Origin of the sequence: Erwinia wuhanensis, from assembly GCF_030484085.1 — a bacterium.
GTDB lineage: Bacteria > Pseudomonadota > Gammaproteobacteria > Enterobacterales > Enterobacteriaceae > Erwinia > Erwinia aeris.
This window is the reverse complement of record NZ_JAUJUH010000003.1, coordinates 521,746-540,463: the sequence shown is the minus strand read 5'-3', so window position 1 is coordinate 540,463 and position 18,718 is coordinate 521,746. Positions and strand designations below refer to the sequence as shown.

Genomic DNA, 18,718 nt, shown 5'->3' with positions numbered 1-18,718 from the left:
ATCCCCGACCGCCGCCGGGGCGCGCCTTTTGCGCCTATTCCGCTACGTCCGCCTCGCCGTTCGGCTGGTTAAGCAGTTCGCGCACCAGGCTGGTGGCAAAACTGCCCGCCGGCAGCCAGAAGGAAAGCTCGACGGTGACATCATCCCACCAGCTCCAGCGCAAATCACGCGGCACCACCAGCGCGGCGCGGCGAGCCGCCTCTACGCGCTCGCGCGCCAGCAGCGCAATCAGCGCCGTTTCGTGCGTCAGGCTTTGCTGCTCAAACGCCAGCGCCTCGCCCTGGGTGCCCGGATCGCCGCTGCCCGGCAGCGGTGCCGTCACGCGCAGCTCGTTATTCTCCGTGCGCGCCTGCAGCCCAGGCAGCTCTTCTTCGGCGGCCACAAACCAGCTGCCGCGTCCGGTAAGCTGCAATGCATCGCCCGGCATCACGCGGGTCAGCGATCCCATTTTACTCAGGCGATCGCTGACGACCTGATTAAACAGCGCGCTGCGCGCGGCGGAAAGTAAAAAGCTGCGCTTGTTGCGCTCGCGCACGCGGATCTCATCCGCCGCCCAGCGCTGCGCCATAATCAGGTTGTTGTTGGCATGGCCAAAGCGCTGCTCGCCAAAATAGTTCGGGAAACCGCCCTGCGCTATCTGCTGCAGACGCTGCTCAACGGACGCCCGGTCGGAAATCTGACGCAGGATAAGCGTAAAGGCATTGCCCTGTAGCGCGCCGGTACGCAGCTTACGACGATGCCGCGCGCTCTCCAGCACTTCACAGCCTTCCAGCTGAAAAGCGGTAAAATCCGGCGTCTCTTTGCCGGGCACGCGCAGGCAGAACCACTGCTCGGTCACGGCGTGACGATCTTTCATGCCGGCAAAGCTGACGTCGCGCGGATGAATTTTAGCGAACTTTGCCAGCGCCTCGGCCACAAAGCGGGTATTGCAGCCGTTTTTACGAATGCGCACCAGCACCTGCTCACCGTCACCGTCCGGACGGTAGCCCAGATCTTCGATCACCACGAAATCTTCCGGGTTCGCTTTGACCACGCCGCTGGCGGCGGGCTGCCCATAAAGCCAGGCGGTCATTAAGCGTCAGCCTTGATCAGCAGCGCAACGGCTTCACAGGCGATGCCCTCGCCACGGCCGGTAAAGCCCAGCTTTTCAGTGGTGGTCGCTTTCACATTGACGCAGTCCATATGGATGCCCAGATCTTCCGCGATATGAATGCGCATCTGCGGCACGTGCGGCAGCATTTTCGGTGCCTGGGCGATAATAGTCACGTCGACGTTACCAACGCGATAGCCTTTTTTCTCAATCTGGCGCCAGGCTTCACGCAGCAGCTCGCGGCTGTCTGCCCCTTTATAAGCCGCGTCGGTATCGGGGAAAAGCTTGCCGATATCGCCCAGCGCCGCCGCGCCCAGCAGCGCATCGGTCAGCGCATGAAGCGCCACGTCGCCGTCGGAATGGGCCAGCAGCCCTTTCTCATAAGGAATTCGCACGCCGCCAATAATCAGCGGGCCTTCGCCGCCAAACGCGTGTACATCAAAACCGTGGCCGATACGCATTATGCGCTCTCCTTATTATGTAATTGAGTCAGGTAAAAAGCGGCCAGCGCCAGATCTTCCGGTCGCGTCACCTTGATATTGTCGCTGCGGCCGACGATCAGTTCGGGATGATAGCCGCAATATTCCAGCGCGGAGGCCTCGTCCGTGATGGACGCACCTTCCTGCAGCGCCCGCTGCAGACAGCTACGCAGCAGCTCCAGCGGAAACAGCTGCGGCGTCAGCGCGTGCCAGAGCGCCTCCCGCTCCACCGTATGGGCAATTGCCGGCGAGCCGGGTTCCGCGCGCTTCATGGTGTCACGCACGGGCGCGGCCAAAATGCCGCCGATGCGGCTGGTCGCGGTGATCGCCAGCAGGCGGTGTAAATCGTCGGGATGCAGACAGGGACGCGCCGCGTCGTGCACCAGCACCCAACGGGCCTCTGGCGCGGCTTGCAGACCGGCCAGCACCGAGTCGGCTCGTTCTTTGCCGCCGGCGACCCAGCGCACGCGAGGATCCTTAGCGACCGGCAGCGTAAAGAACCAGGGATCTTCTGGCGTGATAGCCACGATAATCTGATTGACCTGCGGATGCGCCAGCAGGCCGTCAATGGCGTGCTCAAGCACGCTCTTGCCGTTAATGCGAAGATATTGCTTAGGACAGGCCGCCTGCATCCGGCTGCCGACACCGGCAGCGGGCACAACGGCAATCACCTCAGTACCTGCGATAGTCATGTTTTATCGTTGTTGATTGGCCTGCGCGTTTTTACTGCGATCCGGCACAAGGCGATAGAAGGTCTCACCGGGCTTGATCATGCCCAGCTCATTGCGCGCGCGTTCTTCGATAGCTTCGGAACCGCCATTCAGGTCATCGATTTCCGCAAACAGCCGATCGTTGCGCGCTTTTAATTTGGCGTTACTGCTCTGCTGCACCGCAACATCGTCGTTAACGCGCGTATAGTCATGTAGGCCGTTCTTGCCCAGCCAGAGCGAATATTGCAGCCAGCCGAGTAGTACAAGTAACAGCAGCGTAAGTTTTCCCATCCCCGCCCCCTGAAAAACGGCTCAATCATCCCATAACTTTTCTCCCGACTCCACTGCGGCCTTGAAATAGCCGCCGTTTGGCGAATCGGTGAGCGTTCCACGGGGCTAAACAGCGTCGTCAGGCAACCTTCTGTTACCACCGGGCGCATTCAGACATCAGATTTTGCCCACGGGCGGGCAAACCTTACCACAATGAGGGCGATTACCAACCGCTCAGCAGCGTAAACAGCAGCCAGAAAAGGCCTATAACCACCACGACGGTGAGCAGGAGCGTCCAAATCAGATGGCCGCGCAGCAGCACGCTGGCGATAATACCGACCAGAACGGAAACGGGCAGCAGCGCGAGAAAGAAGGGCCAGGTATAGAGGAAGAAGAACAGCGTGTTAGAGCCGTAAAGCATAAAAGGGATCGCGAGCGCGAACCAGTAGCAGGCAAAGCCTGCCACTCCACCGGGAAACGACCAGGAAGACTCTTCCTGACCGTCATCTTTGCGGGCCAGCATGGGCGTAACGTTATGCATAAGTATCCTGTTGACGCGTAATACGGCCCGCTCTGAGGCGTTTTGCCGCGGCTATCTCAGGCTTTGATAATATCGCGGTCACGCAGCAGATCTAACACTTGAACCCGTAAATTTGTTACCAATTGTTCGCCATCCAGGCGGATTTCCGGACGTTCCGGCGCTTCATAAACGGCGTCAATGCCGGTGAAATTACGCAGCTCGCCGGCCCGCGCTTTTTTATACAGGCCTTTGGGATCGCGCGCTTCGCAGATAGCCAGCGGCGTGTCGACAAAGACTTCAATAAAGCGCCCTTCCCCAACCATGTCGCGCACCATCTGCCGCTCTTCCCGATGCGGAGAGATAAAGGCGCTCAGAACGATCAGGCCCGCATCGACCATCAGCTTTGCGACTTCGCCGACGCGCCGGATATTCTCTTTACGATCGGCGTCGCTGAAGCCCAGATCGCGGCAGAGGCCGTGACGCACGTTGTCGCCATCCAGCAGATAGGTGCTGACGCCAAGCTGATGCAGCGCCTGCTCCAGCGCGCCCGCCACGGTGGATTTACCGGAGCCGGAAAGCCCCGTAAACCACAGCACCGCGCCCTGATGACCGTGCAGCTGCTCGCGCTCCGCACGCGTTACCGCGTGCGCATGCCAGACGACGTTTTCATCGTGAGCGGCCATTATTGACCGCCTGAAATATCGCGAGCGCCCCAGTGCGGGAAGTGGCGACGCACCAGCGCATTAAATTCCAGTTCAAAAGCGCTGAAATCACCGGTCGCCTGCGCCGCTTCCTCGTTCGGTTCGCGGATCATGCCTGCGCCGACGGTAACGTTGCTCAGACGGTCAATAAAGATCATGCCGCCGGTAACCGGATTCTGCTGGTATTTATCCAGCACCATCGGCTCGTCAAAGGTCAGATCCACCAGACCGATGCCGTTCAGCGGCAGGTTTTCCACCTGACGCTGGGCCAGGCTGTTGATTTCCACCTGATACTGAATTTTTTCGACGCGCGCGCGGGTTTTCTTGCCGGCGATTTTAATATCGAAGCTCTGACCCGGCGCCAGCGGCTGTTCCGCCATCCATACCACGTCCACGCTGGCGGCCTGCACGGGCTTCAGCTCTGTACTGGCATCTACCAGCAGATCGCCGCGGCTGATATCGATTTCGTCCTTCAGCACCAGCGTAATCGCTTCGCCGGCCTGCGCTGCCTGCAAATCGCCGTCAAAGGTCACGATGCGGGCGATGGAAGATTCCACGCCGGATGGCAGCACCTTCACGCGCTGGCCGACCTGTACCGTTCCCGACGCCAGGGTGCCCGCATAGCCGCGGAAATCCAGGTTAGGTCGGTTGACGTACTGCACCGGGAAGCGCATCGGCTGCTGTTCCACCACGCGCTTGACCTCGACGGTTTCCAACACGTCCAGCAGCGTCGGACCGGTGTACCAGCCCATCGCCTCGCTCGCGGAAGCGACGTTTTCCCCTTCCAGCGCCGACAGCGGCACAAAGCGGATATCCAGATCGTTCGGCAGCTGTTCGGCAAAATCCAGATAGTCCTGTTTGATTTGCTCGAACTTCTCTTCGCTGTACTCGACCAGATCCATCTTATTAATAGCCACCACCAGGTGCTTGATGCCCAGCAGCGTGGAGATAAAGCTGTGACGACGCGTCTGATCCAGCACGCCTTTACGGGCGTCGATCAGCAGAATGGCCAGGTCGCAGGTTGATGCGCCTGTCGCCATATTGCGGGTGTACTGCTCGTGCCCCGGCGTGTCGGCAATAATAAATTTGCGCTTTTCAGTGGAGAAATAGCGATAGGCCACGTCGATGGTGATGCCCTGTTCCCGCTCGGCCTGCAGGCCGTCCACCAGCAGTGCCAGATCCAGTTTCTCGCCCTGGGTGCCGTGACGCTTGCTGTCGTTGTGCAGCGAAGAGAGCTGATCTTCATAAATCTGGCGCGTGTCGTGCAGCAGGCGGCCAATCAGCGTGCTTTTGCCGTCGTCGACGCTGCCGCAGGTCAGAAAACGCAGCAGGCTTTTGTGCTGCTGAGCGTGCAGCCAGGCTTCCACGCCGCCCTGGTCGGCAATTTGTTGTGCAATGACGTTGTTCATCTCGGCTCCTTAGAAATAACCCTGGCGTTTCTTCAGCTCCATCGAGCCGGACTGATCGCGGTCGATCACGCGCCCCTGACGTTCGCTGGTGGTTGAAACCAGCATCTCTTCGATGATCGAAGGCAGCGTCTGCGCTTCGGATTCCACCGCGCCGGTTAGCGGCCAGCAGCCCAGCGTACGGAAACGCACCATCCGCTCCTCAATCTTCTCGCCAGGCTGTAAATCGATCCGGTCGTCGTCAATCATCATCAACATGCCGTCGCGTTCCAGTACCGGACGCTTAGCGGCCAGATACAGTGGAACAATGTCGATATTTTCCAGGAAGATATACTGCCAGATATCCAGCTCGGTCCAGTTAGAGAGCGGGAAAACGCGAATGCTTTCGCCTTTATTGATCTGGCCGTTGTAGTTGTGCCACAGCTCAGGACGCTGGTTTTTCGGATCCCAGCGGTGGAAACGGTCACGGAAGGAGTAGATACGCTCTTTCGCGCGGGATTTTTCCTCGTCGCGACGCGCGCCGCCGAACGCGGCATCAAAGCCGTATTTGTTCAGCGCCTGCTTCAGCCCTTCGGTTTTCATAATGTCGGTGTGCTTGGCGCTGCCGTGCACGAAGGGATTGATGCCCATCGCCACGCCTTCCGGGTTTTTATGCACCAGCAGCTCGGCGCCAATCTCTTTTACCGTACGGTCGCGGAATTCGTACATTTCACGAAATTTCCAGCCGGTATCCACGTGCAGCAGCGGGAAAGGCAGCGTGCCCGGATAGAACGCTTTACGCGCCAGGTGCAGCATCACCGAAGAGTCTTTGCCGATAGAGTACATCATGACCGGATTGCCGAACTCTGCCGCCACTTCACGGATGATATGGATACTTTCCGCTTCCAGTTGACGCAGGTGGGTGAGTCGTTTTTGATCCATAACTTTTCCTCAAGCCAAATTCACAACGGCGGACGCCCGCTGCGCTGAATGTTGAAACCACGCCAGCTGCTGATGCAGGTTGACCACTTCCCCTATCACTAACAGGGCGGGCGTTGGCGCACGTTGTGCCAGTTGTTCTAATTCCTGTAGCGTGCCGGTCAGCACCTGCTGATCCTGACGCGTGCCGCGCCCGATCACCGCTACCGGCGTTTGCGCGTCGCGGCCATGGGCAATAAGCTGCGCCGAGATTTCGGCGGCTTTTACCGTGCCCATATAAATAGCCAGCGTCTGCCGCGCGCGAGCAAGCGATGGCCAGTCCATCTCTTCGCCGTCGGCCCGGCAATGGCCGGTGATAAACAGCACGCTTTGCGCATGGTCGCGATGCGTCAGCGGAATGCCGGCATAGGCCGTCGCGCCTGCCGCTGCGGTCACGCCCGGCACCACCTGAAAAGGAATGCCCGCCTCAACCGCCGCCTGAAGCTCTTCGCCGCCGCGACCAAAAATAAAGGGATCGCCGCCCTTCAGGCGCACAACCCGCTTGCCCTTCTTCGCCAGCTCGACCAGCATCCGGTTAGTCTCTTCCTGCGGCACGCTGTGCGCGCTGGCGCGCTTGCCCACGCAGATGCGGTCGGCGTCGCGTCGGACTAAATCCAGCACCTCGTCGCTGACCAGATGGTCGTACAGCACCACGTCCGCCTGCTGCATCACCTGCAGCCCGCGCAGCGTCAGCAGGCCGGCATCGCCAGGCCCCGCGCCGACCAGGATAATTTCGCCCTGGCTCGCCTCCGGATCGTCCAGCTGGCGAGCCAGCGTCTGTTCCGCGCCCGTCAGATTGCCGGAAGCGACCTGGCTGGCGAAAAGACCGTTAAACGCCTTTTCCCAGAAGCGGCGGCGCTCTGACATTTTGCTCAGCCGCTGCTTAACTCTGTCGCGCCAGCTGCCGGCCAGCGCGGCCATCTGCCCCAGATGGGCGGGCAACAGAGACTCAAGCTTTTCACGCAGCAGGCGCGCCAGTACGGGCGCCGTGCCGCTGGAGGAAATAGCCACGACCAGCGGCGACCGGTCGACAATAGAAGGGAAAATAAAGGAGCATTTAGGCTGGTCATCGACCACGTTAGCCAGCAGCCTGCGCTCGCTGGCATCGTCAAAGACGCGGCTGTTCAGTTCGCCGTCGTCGGTGGCGGCAATCACGAAATAGACCAGGTCGAGCTGGGCGCTCTGATAGTCGCGAGCAATCCACTCGACTTCACCGCTCTCCTGCAGCGCCATCAGCTCTTCACACAGTTCGCGTGCGGCAATCTGCACCCGCGCGCCTGCGCGACGCAGCAGTTCGATTTTGCGCGCGGCTACGTCGCCGCCGCCAACCACCAGCACCGGTTTGTTTCGGATGTCTGCAAAAAGGGGAAGATAATCCACGTCAGCCTTGCTAAATAACAAAAAGTTAACGCGACTATAGGGCGGCGGCGGAGGCTTATGAAATTACTAATTGGAATGAGTAGTTACCGAATGGAATAACGTTACGATAAAGCTACGCACAAAATGTGCTTAGCGGAGCGATTTCAGGGGCTTTCAGAAGGATTGTAATTGTGCGGAGCCCGTCACACTTTCATACTGGGACAGCAAAATATTTTCGCTGTTTCGTTACAGGATGACGATTAAGGACGTGACATGTTTTCCCGACTTTGCCTGAGCGCCCTGCTGGCGCTGGGCGTGCTTTCCCCGCTTCACGCCGCGACCAATGAAGGTCAGCTTGCCGAACAGCAGCTGCGCCATATCGCGACTTACTTTCCAGGGCGTATGGCTGGCAGTCCTGCCGAGATGTTAAACGCCGACTATCTGCAACAGCAGTTTCAGCAGTGGGGCTATGAGAGCAATAAAAGAGATTTTACGGCTCACTATCACTATAAATCACAGGATGGCCGCGTTAGCGATCGCAGCGTTATCGCGACATCGGTTATCGCCGCCCGCGCAGGCGAGGTGCCGCAGCAGATAGTTATTCTGGCGCAGGCCGATACCTGGCTGCCGCTAAGCGACAGCGATCGGCAAAAAAATCGCGGCGGCCTGACTTTACAGGGCGCGGACGATAACGCTTCCGGGGTGGCGGTGATGCTGGAGCTGGCGGAGCGTTTACAGTCGATGCCGCTGCACTACAGCCTGCGCTTTGTGGCGCTAAGCGCCTCGGCGCTGCATGGCGAAGAGGATTATCTCGCCCGCATGAAGCCGGAAGAGAAAAAGAACACGCTGCTAGTGATAAAACTAAACGATCTGCTCGTGGGCAACCGGCTCTGGTTCAACAGCGGCACCAACACGCCTGAACCGGTGGCGCGGCAGACGCGCGATCGGGCGCTGGCGCTGGCGCGCTCGGCGCATATTCCTGCCGCCACGCTGGGCAAAGCGGTGAAAAATGAACCGGCGGTAGAGACGTTTGATAAGGCAGGCATTCCGTTGCTGAGCGTTCGCGCCGCCAACTGGGATAAAAAAGGCCATCGGGTGCATACCAGTAACGCGCATTTTCCGCAGGGAAGCTGTCAGCAGCAGGCCAGCTGCGATAACCTTGCCTGGATCGATCGCTGGCTGCCTGGCCGCATCACGCACCGCACGCGCGACAGCGTGAAAATCCTGCTGCCGCTGATCCGCGAGTTAGCCAATCCTCAACCTGAAGCTTAAGGAAGCCTATGTACATTGTCAGTCTGACCTATAACCGCCCGATGCCGGAAGTGGAAGCGGCGCTGGATGCGCATATCGCCTGGCTGGATACTTACTTTGCCGACGGCACCTTTATTGCCGCCGGACGTAAAGATCCCCGTACTGGCGGCGTGATCCTGATAAAGGATATCGATCGCGCTCGGCTGGATCGTATTCTGGCAGAGGATGCTTTTCAGAAGGTGGCGGATTACGAGGTCACTAAAGTGAACGTCACGCGCGGTTCGGCGGACTTTTCTGCGCTGGTGGGACTGTAGGTTTTCGGGAATAAATCAGGGCTGACTCGCATAATAAAGCTTTCGTCATCCCTGATGGAGGCTTTGCTTAGCGAGGTATTGTTAGCATAAATAAATTAGCCTACGATACCCTCATCGTGGTGATTAAATCGCCAATTAAGGAGGGATCTATGAAATATCATCCACCTGAAACGAAACAGCTAACGCCGGAGCAGCGCAAGCTATATCTTAAAATTCAGGCTGAAGAAAATGCTGAAGAGAAACGTTATGCGTCCGATCCTGTCTTGCTGAAACAGGCAGAGGCCTATCACAGAGAGCTGGAACGTATGGTTGAAGAGCGTGCCCAGCCCAAATTTTTACTGCCCGCCTCGAAGGTCAACCAGAGCGTAGCTTCTGGCCATCATGCCATTGATGCGAGCGTTGAGTATTCAGACATTCTGGATCCAGATTCCGCCAGTAAAGGATTTAACCAGTCCGTTCGTGTTCACACTCGCAATAAAAAAGCTTCAATTGCTGTTCATGCCGCTCTTGTGGCCAGCAAGAATAATAAAAAATTCTGAAAGGGAAAGTCAGAAAAATGGTTGCAACAAGGGTAGCAATAACCCCAACATCGAAAATTGAAATCGTATTAGCGCCACAGTTTGAACACGGCGACCGCAAGCAAATTTTAGGTATACCAGGTGAAGCAGCCAACGATATATTTTTAACGGATTTGCCTCAAATGGATGATAACAGCCGTGCATCGTTTGATTATCTTATCCAACAGCTGGCTGAAGAGCTGGATCAAGAAGGCAGAAACAAACCTTCATGGTGTAAGACCAACGGAATGCGTTACGCAGGCGCCGACATCTATGCGCTTTATGACGTATGGCATTACCATAGCGGAGATTGGGATGCGGCACAGGGTCGTTCTGTTTATATTCCTACCGATAGTGGTCATACAAAAGTAAAAGATCTACAGCCCAACCCGTTAGGCATGACCAGCGGGCCTTGCATTCATTTTGCCTGGGAAAATAACGATAAGCGAGTACGGATCCTGGCTTATAGCAAAAGGCATACGCCATACTTCCGGGCATCAGAGCCGGGAAATAATCTTACCTCAAGGATCCTTGCTCCCCTCTGAGCAAAAAGTCATGTTATGCGGCGAACTACCTTATCTGGTTCAGCGTGCGTCAGACAGTATCAGTATAGCCGCAGCAGTGATAAACCTACGTAAGCTCTTGCAGTACCAAACCTATAGAAAACTGCTGGATATCTGCTTCAGCGGCGCCAAAGAAAACTATCGCTGGGTATGGATGTGTAATAAAGACAAGGATTGGCGGGTTTTAATAATTTGTTTGTAATGAGGGCGGAAGATAACCTCCGCCCTTTAACGTTATTCGTGCAGGCCGCACTCGCGCTTCAGGCCGAAGAAGCGCGTTTCTTCTTCCGCCATGCCCGGCTCCCACTTCCGCGTGGTGTGCGTATCGCCAACCGACAGATAGCCCTGATCCCACAGCGGATGATAGCCCAGGCCGTGCTCCTTCAGATACTGATAAACCTGGCGGTTGTCCCAGTCGATAATCGGCAGCACCTTGAACACGCCGCGCTGAATAGCCAGCACCGGCAGATGGGCGCGGCTGCTGGACTGATCGCGACGCAGACCGGCAAACCACGTCTGCGCATGCAGCGTTTCCAGCGCGCGGTTCATCGGCTCAACTTTGTTGATCTCGTTGTAGCGTTCGATACCTTCCACGCCCTGCTCCCACAGCTTGCCGTAGCGCGCTTCCTGCCACGCCGCGCTCTGTTCGGCGCGGAATACCTTCAGGTTCAGACCGAGCTTATCGGTCAGCTCGTCAATAAACTGATAGGTTTCCGGGAACAGATAGCCGGTATCGGTCAGGATCACCGGAATATCCGGCTTCGCCTGGGTCACCAGATGCAGACTCACCGCCGCCTGGATGCCAAAGCTGGAAGAAAGCACCGCCTCGCCGGGCAGATTTTCGAGCGCCCAAATAACGCGATCCTGTGCCGACAGCTTTTCCAGCCTGGTGTTGATTTCCGCCAGCGCCATTACGCGTTCGACTTTGGGTAGTGCATTCAGTGCCGAGAGATCGAGTACAGCCATTTCGCGCCTCCGTTATGCCCAAAAATCGCGAGCCGGATCGAGAACAGGTTCCACCACGCCAGCGCGGATAGTGAAATCGCCAAAGCCTTCGTCCGCTTCGCGTTCTTTTGACCAGCGACCCAACAGATGATCGAGGGTAGTTAAAATTTCATCTTCGGTAATGTTTTCACGGTACATACGCGGGATGCGCGTGCCGATGCGGTTGCCGCCCAGATGCAGGTTATAGCGCCCCGGCGCTTTGCCGACCAGGCCGACCTCGGCCAGCAGCGCGCGGCCGCAGCCGTTAGGACAGCCGGTCACGCGCAGGACGATATGCTCACCGCGCACGCCGTGCGCCGTCATCAGCTCTTCCACGCGGGTCACGAACGACGGCAGAAAACGTTCGGCTTCCGCCATCGCCAGCGGACAGGTCGGGAACGCCACGCAGGCCATCGAGTTTTCGCGCTGCGCGGTGACGTTTTCCATCAGGCCGTGCTCGCGGGCCAGCGCTTCGATCGCCGGCTTGTGCGCTTCCGGCACGCCCGCCACAATCAGGTTCTGATTGGCGGTCAGGCGGAAGTCGCCTTTGTGCACCTTCGCAATTTCGGCCAGGCCGGTTTTCAGCGGACGGCCCGGATAGTCCAGCAGGCGGCCATTTTCAATAAACAGCGTCAGATGCCAGTTGTTATCAATCCCTTTCACCCAGCCGAAACGGTCGCCGCGCGTGGTGAATTCATAAGGGCGGATCGGCTCGAAGGTCAGGCCGGCGCGGCGCTCCACTTCCTGCTTAAAGGTTTCCACGCCCACGCGCTCCAGCGTGTACTTGGTTTTGGCGTTTTTACGATCGGTACGGTTGCCCCAGTCGCGCTGCGTGGTGACGACCGCTTCCGCGACGTCGAGGATTTTTTCGACCGGCAGATAGCCAAACTCGCTGGCGGTGCGCGCGTAAGTCGCTTTGTTGCCGTGATCGATAGACAATCCGCCGCCCACCAGCAGGTTAAAGCCGACCAGCCTGCCGTTCTCGGCAATGGCAATAAAGTTCAGATCGTTAGCGTGCAGATCCACATCGTTATGCGGCGGCACCACTACGGTGGTTTTAAACTTACGCGGCAGATAGGTTTCGCCCAGGATCGGTTCTTTATCCGTGGTGGCGACCTTTTCCTGATCCAGCCAGATTTCCGCATAGGCGCGGGTCTGCGGCAGCAGGTGCTCGGAGAGTTTTTTCGCCCACTCGTAGGCTTCCTGATGCAGCTCGGATTCTATCGGGTTCGAGGTGCACAGCACGTTACGGTTCACGTCGTTCGCCGTTGCCAGCGCGTCCAGTCCGACTTCACTCAGCATCTGGTGAGCAGGCTTGACGTTGCCCTTCAGGATGCCGTGAAACTGGAAGGTCTGGCGGTTGGTCAGACGAATGCTGCCGTAAATCGTGTTGTCCGCCGCGAACTTATCGATAGCCAGCCACTGCGTCGGCGTAATGATGCCGCCCGGCAGACGGCAGCGCAGCATCATTGCGTGACGCGGCTCCAGCTTCTGCTCGGCGCGCTCGGCGCGAATATCGCGGTCGTCCTGCTGGTACATGCCGTGGAAGCGGATCAGCAGAAAGTTGTCGCCGGTGAAACCGCCGGTCAGGCCGTTATCTAAATCTTCCGCGATGGTGCCGCGCAGATAGTTGCTCTCTTTTTTCAGGCGCTCGGCGTCGGTCAGCTTGCCTTCAACCACCAACGGGCCAGGATGTTTTTCATTGCTCATAAGGCTTTCTCTTTAATATTCGTTAGTGCCGCCGGATATCCGGCGGGGCCGGCTAGTAGACGTCGCGCTGATAGCGGCGCTCGATACGCAGCTCGCTTAAGAATTCGTCGGCGCTTTCCGTATCCATACCGCCATGCTCCGCCACCACTTCCAGCAGGGCCTGCTCCACATCCTTCGCCATACGGTTGGCGTCGCCGCACACGTAAATATGCGCGCCTTGCTGGATCCAGCGCCACACTTCCGCCCCTTTGGCGCGAATTTTGTCCTGCACGTAAACTTTTTGCTGCTGATCGCGCGACCACGCCAGATCGATATTGGTCAGCAGGCCGTCTTTCACGTAGCGCTGCCATTCGACCTGGTACAGGAAGTCTTCGGTAAAGTGCGGATTGCCGAAGAAGAGCCAGTTTTTGCCTTCTGCGCCGTCGTTATCGCGCTGCTGCATAAAGGCGCGGAACGGCGCGATGCCGGTGCCCGGCCCAATCATAATGACCGGCGTTTCGGGATTGGCTGGCAGGCGGAAGTTATCGTTATGTTCAATAAAGACGCGGACTTCGCCGTCTTCTTCCAGCCGATCCGCCAGGAAGCTGGAAGCGCCGCCCGCGCGCGCGCGGCCATCGATGTCATAGCGCACCGCACCGACGGTAATGTGCACTTCGCTTTCGCTCTCCGCCTGCGAAGAGGCGATAGAATAAAGACGCGGCGTCAGCGGACGCAGCAGCGCCGTCAGCTGTTCGGCGCGCAGCTCGATTGGCGCCTGACGCACCATATCCACGATCGGCGTCGTCTGCGCATAGTGCTGCAAACGGCTCTTATCGCCGACCAGGGCCAGCAGATTTTCATCGCGGCTAAGCTTGCCGTACTGCTCGACGATCTGCGTGGTATTGACCGTCAGCTCGAAATGCTTTTGCAGCGCTTCGCTGAGCGGCAGCGTAGCGCCGTTGACCTCTACGGGCTCACTGCCTTTCAGCCACAGTAGCCCGACCAGCTCCTGCACCAGCGCAGGATCGTTTTCATACCAGACGCCCAGCGCGTCGCCCGGCTGATAGCGCAGCCCGGAATCGCCCAGGTCGATTTCGATATGGCGCACGTCTTTATCCGAGTTACGGCCGGTGATCTTCTGATTCACGGCCAGGCTGGCGGTCAGCGGCTCTTCTTTGGTGTAAGGGCTGCTAAGCACTTCGTTAACCGTGCCGGTAGCGGTGACTGCCGCTGCGGCCGGCGATTCGCTCGGCACGCGCGCCTTCAGGATCTCTACAATCTTTTTCCGCCACTGTTCCGCTTCGGCCGCGTATTCGACATCGGCATCCACGCGATCCAGCAGGCGTTCGCCGCCCAGCTCGCCCAGCTTGTTATCGAAATCTTTGCCGGCCTGGCTGAAGAACTCATAAGAGGTATCGCCCAGACCAAAGACCGCGAAAGCGGTGTCGGCCAGCTTCGGCGCTTTCTTTGACATCAGAAACTTATGCAGCGCCACGGCTTCTTCCGGCGGCTCGCCCTCGCCCTGCGTGGAGGTAACCACGACCAGCAGCTTCTCCTGTGCGATCTGCTTGAACTTGTAGTCGCCCGCGTTGACCAGGTTCACGTTCAGCTTAGCCGCCAGCAGATCGTCGCGCAGCTGCTCGGCGACGCGACGGGCGTTGCCGGTCTGCGAGGCGGAAAGCAGCGTAATGGTTGGTGTCTCGACCGGCGCTGGCGCGCTGGCGGTTACCGCGCCCGGCGCCTGATTGACCATGCCCCAGAAGTAGCCGGAGAGCCAGGCCAGCTGCGTGGTAGAGAAATCGCCGGTTGCCGCCTGAAGGCGGGAAAGCTGTTCCGGGTTAAGCGGAAGCAGAGAAGCAGGAGGTGCCTGAGTCGTCATTGCGTTGAAAGTTCCAGTATCGGTGGTCAGGGCCGTAAAGACAGCAAGATAACGTTAGGGTAACGACTGGCATAATAACCCTTAAAGAAGGGTTGGTAATATAAAATAACCAAAATGACTAAACGGTTTTACAAGTAAGCGATAGCGGCGAAACCGGTTAATTAACTTATTGTTTATTATGAACTTAGTCAGAAGGCGCTTTTGCTACGGGCCAGGATGTGCGGATTGGCCGGGAAACGGGTGCGAAAAAAGGCTTTTTCAGGTAGACTTCGCCCGTTTTTTTGAGAAATAACCGAGACTGTCATATGGCTACCACGCTGTTTAAAGATTTCCAATTCGAGGCGGCTCACCACCTGCCCAACGTGCCGGAAGGCCATAAATGCGGCCGCCTGCACGGGCACTCTTTCCTGGTGCGGCTCGAAATCACCGGCGAAGTGGACGCGCATACCGGCTGGGTCATGGATTTTGCCGAACTGAAGGCGGCCTTCAGGCCGCTTTACGACAGGCTGGATCACTATTATCTGAACGAGATCCCAGGGCTGGAAAACCCGACCAGCGAAGTGCTGGCAAAATGGATCTGGGATCGGATGAAGCCGACGCTGCCTCTGCTCAGCGCCGTGATGATCAAAGAGACCTGCACGGCGGGCTGCGTTTACAAAGGCTGATGCTCTGGCGGCAGAGGTCGCCGAAGCCTATGGATAACAATGACAGGGATTAACTAAAAAGGCGGCCTCGGTGCCGCCTTTTTTTATCAGGCGATATTCAGGTATTTGTGTGTCTGCATCGACAGGCGCCAGTTGCGCGCGATGCAGGTTTCAATGCAAAGTTTGGTCGCGTCGTCTTTCTGGCTGATCGGCTGTAGGGCAATGATACGCGGCTTGCTGTCGCTCAGCGTCGCCAACAGGGCGTCCAGCGCCTCTACGTCGCGCTGACGGGCCACCGGATGCTTCACTTCATCAGCGCGAACCAGCGCCTGGTTCAGCACATCATAGCCGCCGCGCATATTGACCTTAGGCGAAACGGTAACCCAGGTTTTTTCGCTGCACTGCACCCGATGCGTGCCGCTGGTTTCAATCTGGCAGCTGAAGCCCTGCTGCTCCAGCGCTTCGGTCAGCGGCGTCAGATCGTGAATGCAGGGCTCGCCGCCGGTAATCACCACGTGCCGGGCCGTCCAGCCGCGCTGCGCAATTACCGCCAGTAACGCCTCCGCGTCCGCCGCGCCCCATGCATCGGTTTCCACCGTCTTCAGCAAGATATCGCCCAGCGAGGTTTCCCGATCGGCCAGCTTATCCCAGGTGTGTTTGGTATCACACCAGCTGCAGCCCACCGGGCATCCCTGCAGGCGGATAAAAATTGCCGGAACGCCGGTATAAAACCCTTCGCCCTGCAACGTCTGGAACATTTCATTAATCGGGTACTGCATCACGCTCTCAATTGACTGTAAAAATAAGGGCGCAAAGTATGACAGATAGCGGCTTTTTAACCAAATCACATTGTGCGGGGGAACCCGGCAACTTTTTATCCCACCTAACCTCATCACTCTTTTCTGAGGTAATCCTATGAACATGCCCATCAGCAGTTTACTGAATCGCGTACTGCTGAATGCCAGCAGCGAGGCGTCGAGCGCGTTCCAGCCGCCTCAGCAGCAGTCCGGCGCGCAGGCCGCGCGCACGGGCAGCATCAGCTTTGGCTCGCCCGCGACCAGTAATCTGCCGGAGCTGAGTAAAAATGGGCAGGATGACGCGGGCAGCTCTTCGTTTAATCAGTTTATGCAGCAGATTGGCAAACTGTTACAGACGGCGCTGTCCGCTATCGATTCGCTGGCGCAGCAGGTGAATAAGGCACACGCTTCGCCCGAACGCATCAACGCCGCCTCGCCAGCGGTCGCTAATGGCCCTTCGACCACGCCCTTAGCCAACGGAACCGCCGCGCCGTCGCAGACCACAACGGCCGCAAACGCTGACGTTACGGCCGCCTCATCCACCAGCAGCAGCCAGGCGGTAAACAGCAATACAGCGCTCGATCCTGCCAAAAACAGCCTGACGTTTGAAAACAAAGGCGACAAGCCCATGACCATCGCCTTTACGCCCAACGCCGACGGCAGCGCCAGACCTGACGATCTCACCTTGCAACCGGGCGAAACCAAAACGCAGAACTTTGATGCCAACTGGTCGGGTAATTTCCGCAGCACCGCAGGCGACGGCGCCAACGCGACGCTGGGCGAGGTGAAATTTGACGGCGGCAGCGGACAGACTTATTACGACGTCAGCTATATCGAAGGCAATAACGCGGCCATGACCATTGGCCCCGCGAAGGGCGACGGCAGGGTTTCCGGGACGCTGGACGATCTGGTTTCAAACGCGCCCGACGGCATTAAAGCGAAAGACGCGGACGGCAACGTTTATGGCCTGAAAAAATCCACGACTTCAAACCAGCAGGACGCGGCGGTAGTGGATTATTACCGGCAGCATGTGGCCGCCGACAAGGGCTATGTTATCCCTTCCGATGATGCGAGCACCCTGGGCAGCAGCACGAAAAACCTGAAGGTTGAACTGAAAGGCTAAGCGTGACGGCCGGTAAATAGCCAATAAAAAAGCCCCGTCCAGAGACGGGGCTTTCAGATCATCCCGACCTTTAAGGCCGGGAAAACGTCAGCTTACTGACCTTTAACTTCTTTCAGACCGTTGAACGGCGCACGGCTGCCCAGCGATTCTTCGATACGGATCAGCTGGTTGTACTTGGCAACACGGTCAGAACGGCTCATAGAACCGGTTTTGATCTGGCCCGCTGCGGTACCTACTGCCAGGTCGGCAATAGTTGCGTCTTCGGTTTCGCCTGAACGGTGAGAAATCACTGCGGTATAGCCCGCGTCTTTCGCCATTTTGATTGCAGCCAGGGTTTCGGTCAGAGAACCGATCTGGTTGAATTTGATCAGAATGGAGTTAGCGATGCCTTTCTCGATACCTTCTTTCAGGATTTTGGTGTTGGTCACGAACAGGTCGTCGCCCACCAGCTGGATTTTGTCGCCCAGCACTTTGGTCTGATAGGCAAAGCCGTCCCAGTCGGATTCGTCCAGGCCGTCTTCGATAGAGACGATTGGGTACTGTTTGGTCAGATCTTCCAGGAAGTGAGTGAACTCTTCGGAAGTGAAGGCTTTGTTGCCTTCGCCAGCCAGTACATATTTGCCGTCTTTGTAGAATTCAGAAGCCGCACAGTCCATCGCCAGCGTGATGTCTTTGCCCAGCTCGTAGCCTGCTGCTTTTACCGCTTCCGCGATAACGGCCAGCGCTTCGGCGTTGGAGCCCAGGTTTGGCGCATAGCCGCCTTCGTCGCCTACAGCGGTGCCCATGCCTTTAGACTTCAGCACTTTTGCCAGGGTGTGGAACACTTCAGAACCCATGCGGATCGCTTCTTTCAGCGTTTTCGCGCCTACTGGCTGGATCATGAATTCCTGAATGTCGACGTTGTTGTCGGCGTGCTCACCGCCGTTGATGATGTTCATCATTGGCAGCGGCATAGAGAATTTGCCCGGGGTGCCGTTCAGCTCGGCGATGTGCTCATACAGCGGCATGCCTTTAGCGGCAGCAGCAGCTTTAGCCGCAGCCAGAGAAACGGCCAGAATGGCGTTAGCGCCAAATTTGGATTTGTTTTCGGTGCCGTCAAGATCGATCATGATTTTGTCGATGTTTGCCTGGTCTTTGGCATCTTTGCCGGTTACCGCGTCAGCGATTGGGCCGTTAACGGCTGCAACGGCTTTGGTCACGCCTTTACCCAGGAAACGAGATTTGTCACCGTCACGCAGTTCCAGCGCTTCACGGGAACCGGTAGAAGCGCCTGATGGTGCGGCCGCCATACCGACAAAACCGCCTTCCAGATGCACTTCTGCTTCAACGGTCGGGTTGCCACGAGAGTCGATGATTTCGCGACCGATGACTTTAACGATTTTGGACATTAGTTTTTCCTCAGTACAAGTTAACTTAAAACTCAGA

At 57.7% G+C, this 18,718-nt stretch carries 20 protein-coding genes; 6 read left to right on the top strand and 14 right to left on the bottom strand.

Annotated features, from left to right (window positions below; all coding sequences use genetic code 11):
* Positions 1 to 34: 34 nt before the first annotated feature.
* The 9 genes from truD to cysG all read right to left on the bottom strand — a co-directional run bounded on the left by truD (position 35) and on the right by cysG (position 7,513).
* Positions 35 to 1,072, bottom strand: coding sequence for a tRNA pseudouridine(13) synthase TruD (gene truD / locus QZH36_RS10185; protein WP_301730123.1), 1,038 nt, complete (start codon positions 1,070 to 1,072; stop codon positions 35 to 37).
* Complete coding sequence (ispF, locus tag QZH36_RS10180; protein WP_125287443.1) at positions 1,072 to 1,551, bottom strand: 2-C-methyl-D-erythritol 2,4-cyclodiphosphate synthase; 480 nt, start codon at positions 1,549 to 1,551, stop codon at positions 1,072 to 1,074. The genes truD and ispF overlap by 1 nt, the downstream gene beginning before the upstream one ends.
* A complete protein-coding gene (gene ispD, locus QZH36_RS10175) occupies positions 1,551 to 2,261 on the bottom strand; it encodes a 2-C-methyl-D-erythritol 4-phosphate cytidylyltransferase (RefSeq protein WP_253458887.1) in 711 nt (236 codons plus the stop codon). Before ispD ends, ispF begins: the two co-directional genes overlap by 1 nt.
* Positions 2,262 to 2,264: 3 nt before the next feature.
* Positions 2,265 to 2,570, bottom strand: coding sequence for a cell division protein FtsB (gene ftsB, locus QZH36_RS10170; RefSeq protein ID WP_125287441.1), 306 nt, complete (start codon positions 2,568 to 2,570; stop codon positions 2,265 to 2,267).
* 202 nt (positions 2,571 to 2,772) lie between these two features.
* On the bottom strand, positions 2,773 to 3,090 hold the full coding sequence (locus QZH36_RS10165) for a DUF3561 family protein (protein WP_253458885.1): 318 nt from the start codon (positions 3,088 to 3,090) through the stop codon (positions 2,773 to 2,775).
* 56 nt (positions 3,091 to 3,146) lie between these two features.
* Positions 3,147 to 3,752, bottom strand: a complete 606-nt coding sequence (gene cysC, locus QZH36_RS10160) for an adenylyl-sulfate kinase (protein WP_301252628.1) — start codon at positions 3,750 to 3,752, stop codon at positions 3,147 to 3,149.
* Positions 3,752 to 5,179 (bottom strand): sulfate adenylyltransferase subunit CysN, encoded by a 1,428-nt coding sequence (cysN, locus tag QZH36_RS10155; RefSeq protein WP_253458881.1) that lies wholly within the window; start codon positions 5,177 to 5,179, stop codon positions 3,752 to 3,754. The genes cysC and cysN overlap by 1 nt, the downstream gene beginning before the upstream one ends.
* 9 nt (positions 5,180 to 5,188) lie before the next feature.
* Positions 5,189 to 6,097: a sulfate adenylyltransferase subunit CysD gene (gene cysD, locus QZH36_RS10150; RefSeq protein WP_253458879.1), complete on the bottom strand. Its 909-nt coding sequence runs from the start codon at positions 6,095 to 6,097 to the stop codon at positions 5,189 to 5,191.
* Positions 6,098 to 6,106: 9 nt separating this feature from the next.
* A complete protein-coding gene (cysG, locus tag QZH36_RS10145; protein WP_301730120.1) occupies positions 6,107 to 7,513 on the bottom strand; it encodes a siroheme synthase CysG in 1,407 nt (468 codons plus the stop codon).
* Positions 7,514 to 7,765: 252 nt separating this feature from the next.
* Between cysG and QZH36_RS10140 the strand changes: the two genes are divergently transcribed.
* From QZH36_RS10140 to QZH36_RS10125, 4 genes are all read left to right on the top strand, one after another.
* Positions 7,766 to 8,764 carry an aminopeptidase gene (locus QZH36_RS10140; RefSeq protein ID WP_301252632.1) on the top strand — a complete coding sequence of 333 codons (999 nt, stop codon included), beginning with the start codon at positions 7,766 to 7,768 and terminating at the stop codon, positions 8,762 to 8,764.
* Positions 8,765 to 8,772: 8 nt separating this feature from the next.
* The gene (locus QZH36_RS10135) at positions 8,773 to 9,057 is read left to right on the top strand and encodes a YciI family protein (protein ID WP_125287434.1); all 285 of its coding nucleotides are present in this window, start codon (positions 8,773 to 8,775) and stop codon (positions 9,055 to 9,057) included.
* Between the two features lie 149 nt (positions 9,058 to 9,206).
* Positions 9,207 to 9,596 (top strand): hypothetical protein, encoded by a 390-nt coding sequence (locus QZH36_RS10130; protein WP_301252633.1) that lies wholly within the window; start codon positions 9,207 to 9,209, stop codon positions 9,594 to 9,596.
* 17 nt (positions 9,597 to 9,613) lie between these two features.
* Positions 9,614 to 10,159, top strand: a complete 546-nt coding sequence (locus tag QZH36_RS10125) for a hypothetical protein (protein ID WP_301730118.1) — start codon at positions 9,614 to 9,616, stop codon at positions 10,157 to 10,159.
* Positions 10,160 to 10,411: 252 nt separating this feature from the next.
* Here the strand turns inward: QZH36_RS10125 and cysH are convergent, their stop codons facing one another.
* Genes cysH through cysJ form a run of 3 tightly spaced genes read right to left on the bottom strand, consistent with a single transcriptional unit; the run spans position 10,412 to position 14,729 of the window.
* A complete protein-coding gene (gene cysH / locus QZH36_RS10120) occupies positions 10,412 to 11,143 on the bottom strand; it encodes a phosphoadenosine phosphosulfate reductase (RefSeq protein ID WP_253458870.1) in 732 nt (243 codons plus the stop codon).
* A gap of 12 nt (positions 11,144 to 11,155) precedes the next feature.
* Complete coding sequence (gene cysI, locus QZH36_RS10115; RefSeq protein WP_301730117.1) at positions 11,156 to 12,871, bottom strand: assimilatory sulfite reductase (NADPH) hemoprotein subunit; 1,716 nt, start codon at positions 12,869 to 12,871, stop codon at positions 11,156 to 11,158.
* 52 nt (positions 12,872 to 12,923) lie between these two features.
* Positions 12,924 to 14,729: an NADPH-dependent assimilatory sulfite reductase flavoprotein subunit gene (cysJ, locus tag QZH36_RS10110; RefSeq protein ID WP_301730116.1), complete on the bottom strand. Its 1,806-nt coding sequence runs from the start codon at positions 14,727 to 14,729 to the stop codon at positions 12,924 to 12,926.
* Between the two features lie 305 nt (positions 14,730 to 15,034).
* Here cysJ and queD point away from each other — a divergent pair, with 305 nt between their 5' ends.
* Entirely contained in the window at positions 15,035 to 15,394 is a 360-nt protein-coding gene (queD, locus tag QZH36_RS10105; protein WP_125287429.1) for a 6-carboxytetrahydropterin synthase QueD, read from the top strand.
* Between the two features lie 86 nt (positions 15,395 to 15,480).
* Here the strand turns inward: queD and queE are convergent, their stop codons facing one another.
* Positions 15,481 to 16,152, bottom strand: coding sequence for a 7-carboxy-7-deazaguanine synthase QueE (gene queE / locus QZH36_RS10100; protein WP_253458861.1), 672 nt, complete (start codon positions 16,150 to 16,152; stop codon positions 15,481 to 15,483).
* Positions 16,153 to 16,288: 136 nt separating this feature from the next.
* Here queE and QZH36_RS10095 point away from each other — a divergent pair, with 136 nt between their 5' ends.
* Positions 16,289 to 17,293 (top strand): glycoside hydrolase 64/thaumatin family protein, encoded by a 1,005-nt coding sequence (locus tag QZH36_RS10095; RefSeq protein WP_253458859.1) that lies wholly within the window; start codon positions 16,289 to 16,291, stop codon positions 17,291 to 17,293.
* Positions 17,294 to 17,385: 92 nt separating this feature from the next.
* Here QZH36_RS10095 and eno read toward each other — a convergent pair whose 3' ends face one another.
* Positions 17,386 to 18,681, bottom strand: a complete 1,296-nt coding sequence (gene eno, locus QZH36_RS10090; RefSeq protein ID WP_253458856.1) for a phosphopyruvate hydratase — start codon at positions 18,679 to 18,681, stop codon at positions 17,386 to 17,388.
* Positions 18,682 to 18,718 lie beyond the last annotated feature (37 nt).

Excerpts from the sequence above, each read along its gene's own strand:
- ispD (WP_253458887.1), bottom strand. The coding sequence starts at position 2,261 with ATGACTATCGCAGGTACTGAGGTGATTGCCGTTGTGCCCGCTGCCGGT.
- QZH36_RS10125 (WP_301730118.1), top strand. The coding sequence starts at position 9,614 with ATGGTTGCAACAAGGGTAGCAATAACCCCAACATCGAAAATTGAAATC.
- QZH36_RS10095 (WP_253458859.1), top strand. The coding sequence starts at position 16,289 with ATGAACATGCCCATCAGCAGTTTACTGAATCGCGTACTGCTGAATGCC.
- eno (WP_253458856.1), bottom strand. The coding sequence starts at position 18,681 with ATGTCCAAAATCGTTAAAGTCATCGGTCGCGAAATCATCGACTCTCGT.
- cysJ (WP_301730116.1), bottom strand. The coding sequence starts at position 14,729 with ATGACGACTCAGGCACCTCCTGCTTCTCTGCTTCCGCTTAACCCGGAA.
- ftsB (WP_125287441.1), bottom strand. The coding sequence starts at position 2,570 with ATGGGAAAACTTACGCTGCTGTTACTTGTACTACTCGGCTGGCTGCAA.
- QZH36_RS10135 (WP_125287434.1), top strand. The coding sequence starts at position 8,773 with ATGTACATTGTCAGTCTGACCTATAACCGCCCGATGCCGGAAGTGGAA.
- cysN (WP_253458881.1), bottom strand. The coding sequence starts at position 5,179 with ATGAACAACGTCATTGCACAACAAATTGCCGACCAGGGCGGCGTGGAA.
- ispF (WP_125287443.1), bottom strand. The coding sequence starts at position 1,551 with ATGCGTATCGGCCACGGTTTTGATGTACACGCGTTTGGCGGCGAAGGC.
- cysH (WP_253458870.1), bottom strand. The coding sequence starts at position 11,143 with ATGGCTGTACTCGATCTCTCGGCACTGAATGCACTACCCAAAGTCGAA.
- cysC (WP_301252628.1), bottom strand. The coding sequence starts at position 3,752 with ATGGCCGCTCACGATGAAAACGTCGTCTGGCATGCGCACGCGGTAACG.
- queE (WP_253458861.1), bottom strand. The coding sequence starts at position 16,152 with ATGCAGTACCCGATTAATGAAATGTTCCAGACGTTGCAGGGCGAAGGG.
- QZH36_RS10130 (WP_301252633.1), top strand. The coding sequence starts at position 9,207 with ATGAAATATCATCCACCTGAAACGAAACAGCTAACGCCGGAGCAGCGC.
- truD (WP_301730123.1), bottom strand. The coding sequence starts at position 1,072 with ATGACCGCCTGGCTTTATGGGCAGCCCGCCGCCAGCGGCGTGGTCAAA.
- cysD (WP_253458879.1), bottom strand. The coding sequence starts at position 6,097 with ATGGATCAAAAACGACTCACCCACCTGCGTCAACTGGAAGCGGAAAGT.
- queD (WP_125287429.1), top strand. The coding sequence starts at position 15,035 with ATGGCTACCACGCTGTTTAAAGATTTCCAATTCGAGGCGGCTCACCAC.
- QZH36_RS10165 (WP_253458885.1), bottom strand. The coding sequence starts at position 3,090 with ATGCATAACGTTACGCCCATGCTGGCCCGCAAAGATGACGGTCAGGAA.
- QZH36_RS10140 (WP_301252632.1), top strand. The coding sequence starts at position 7,766 with ATGTTTTCCCGACTTTGCCTGAGCGCCCTGCTGGCGCTGGGCGTGCTT.
- cysI (WP_301730117.1), bottom strand. The coding sequence starts at position 12,871 with ATGAGCAATGAAAAACATCCTGGCCCGTTGGTGGTTGAAGGCAAGCTG.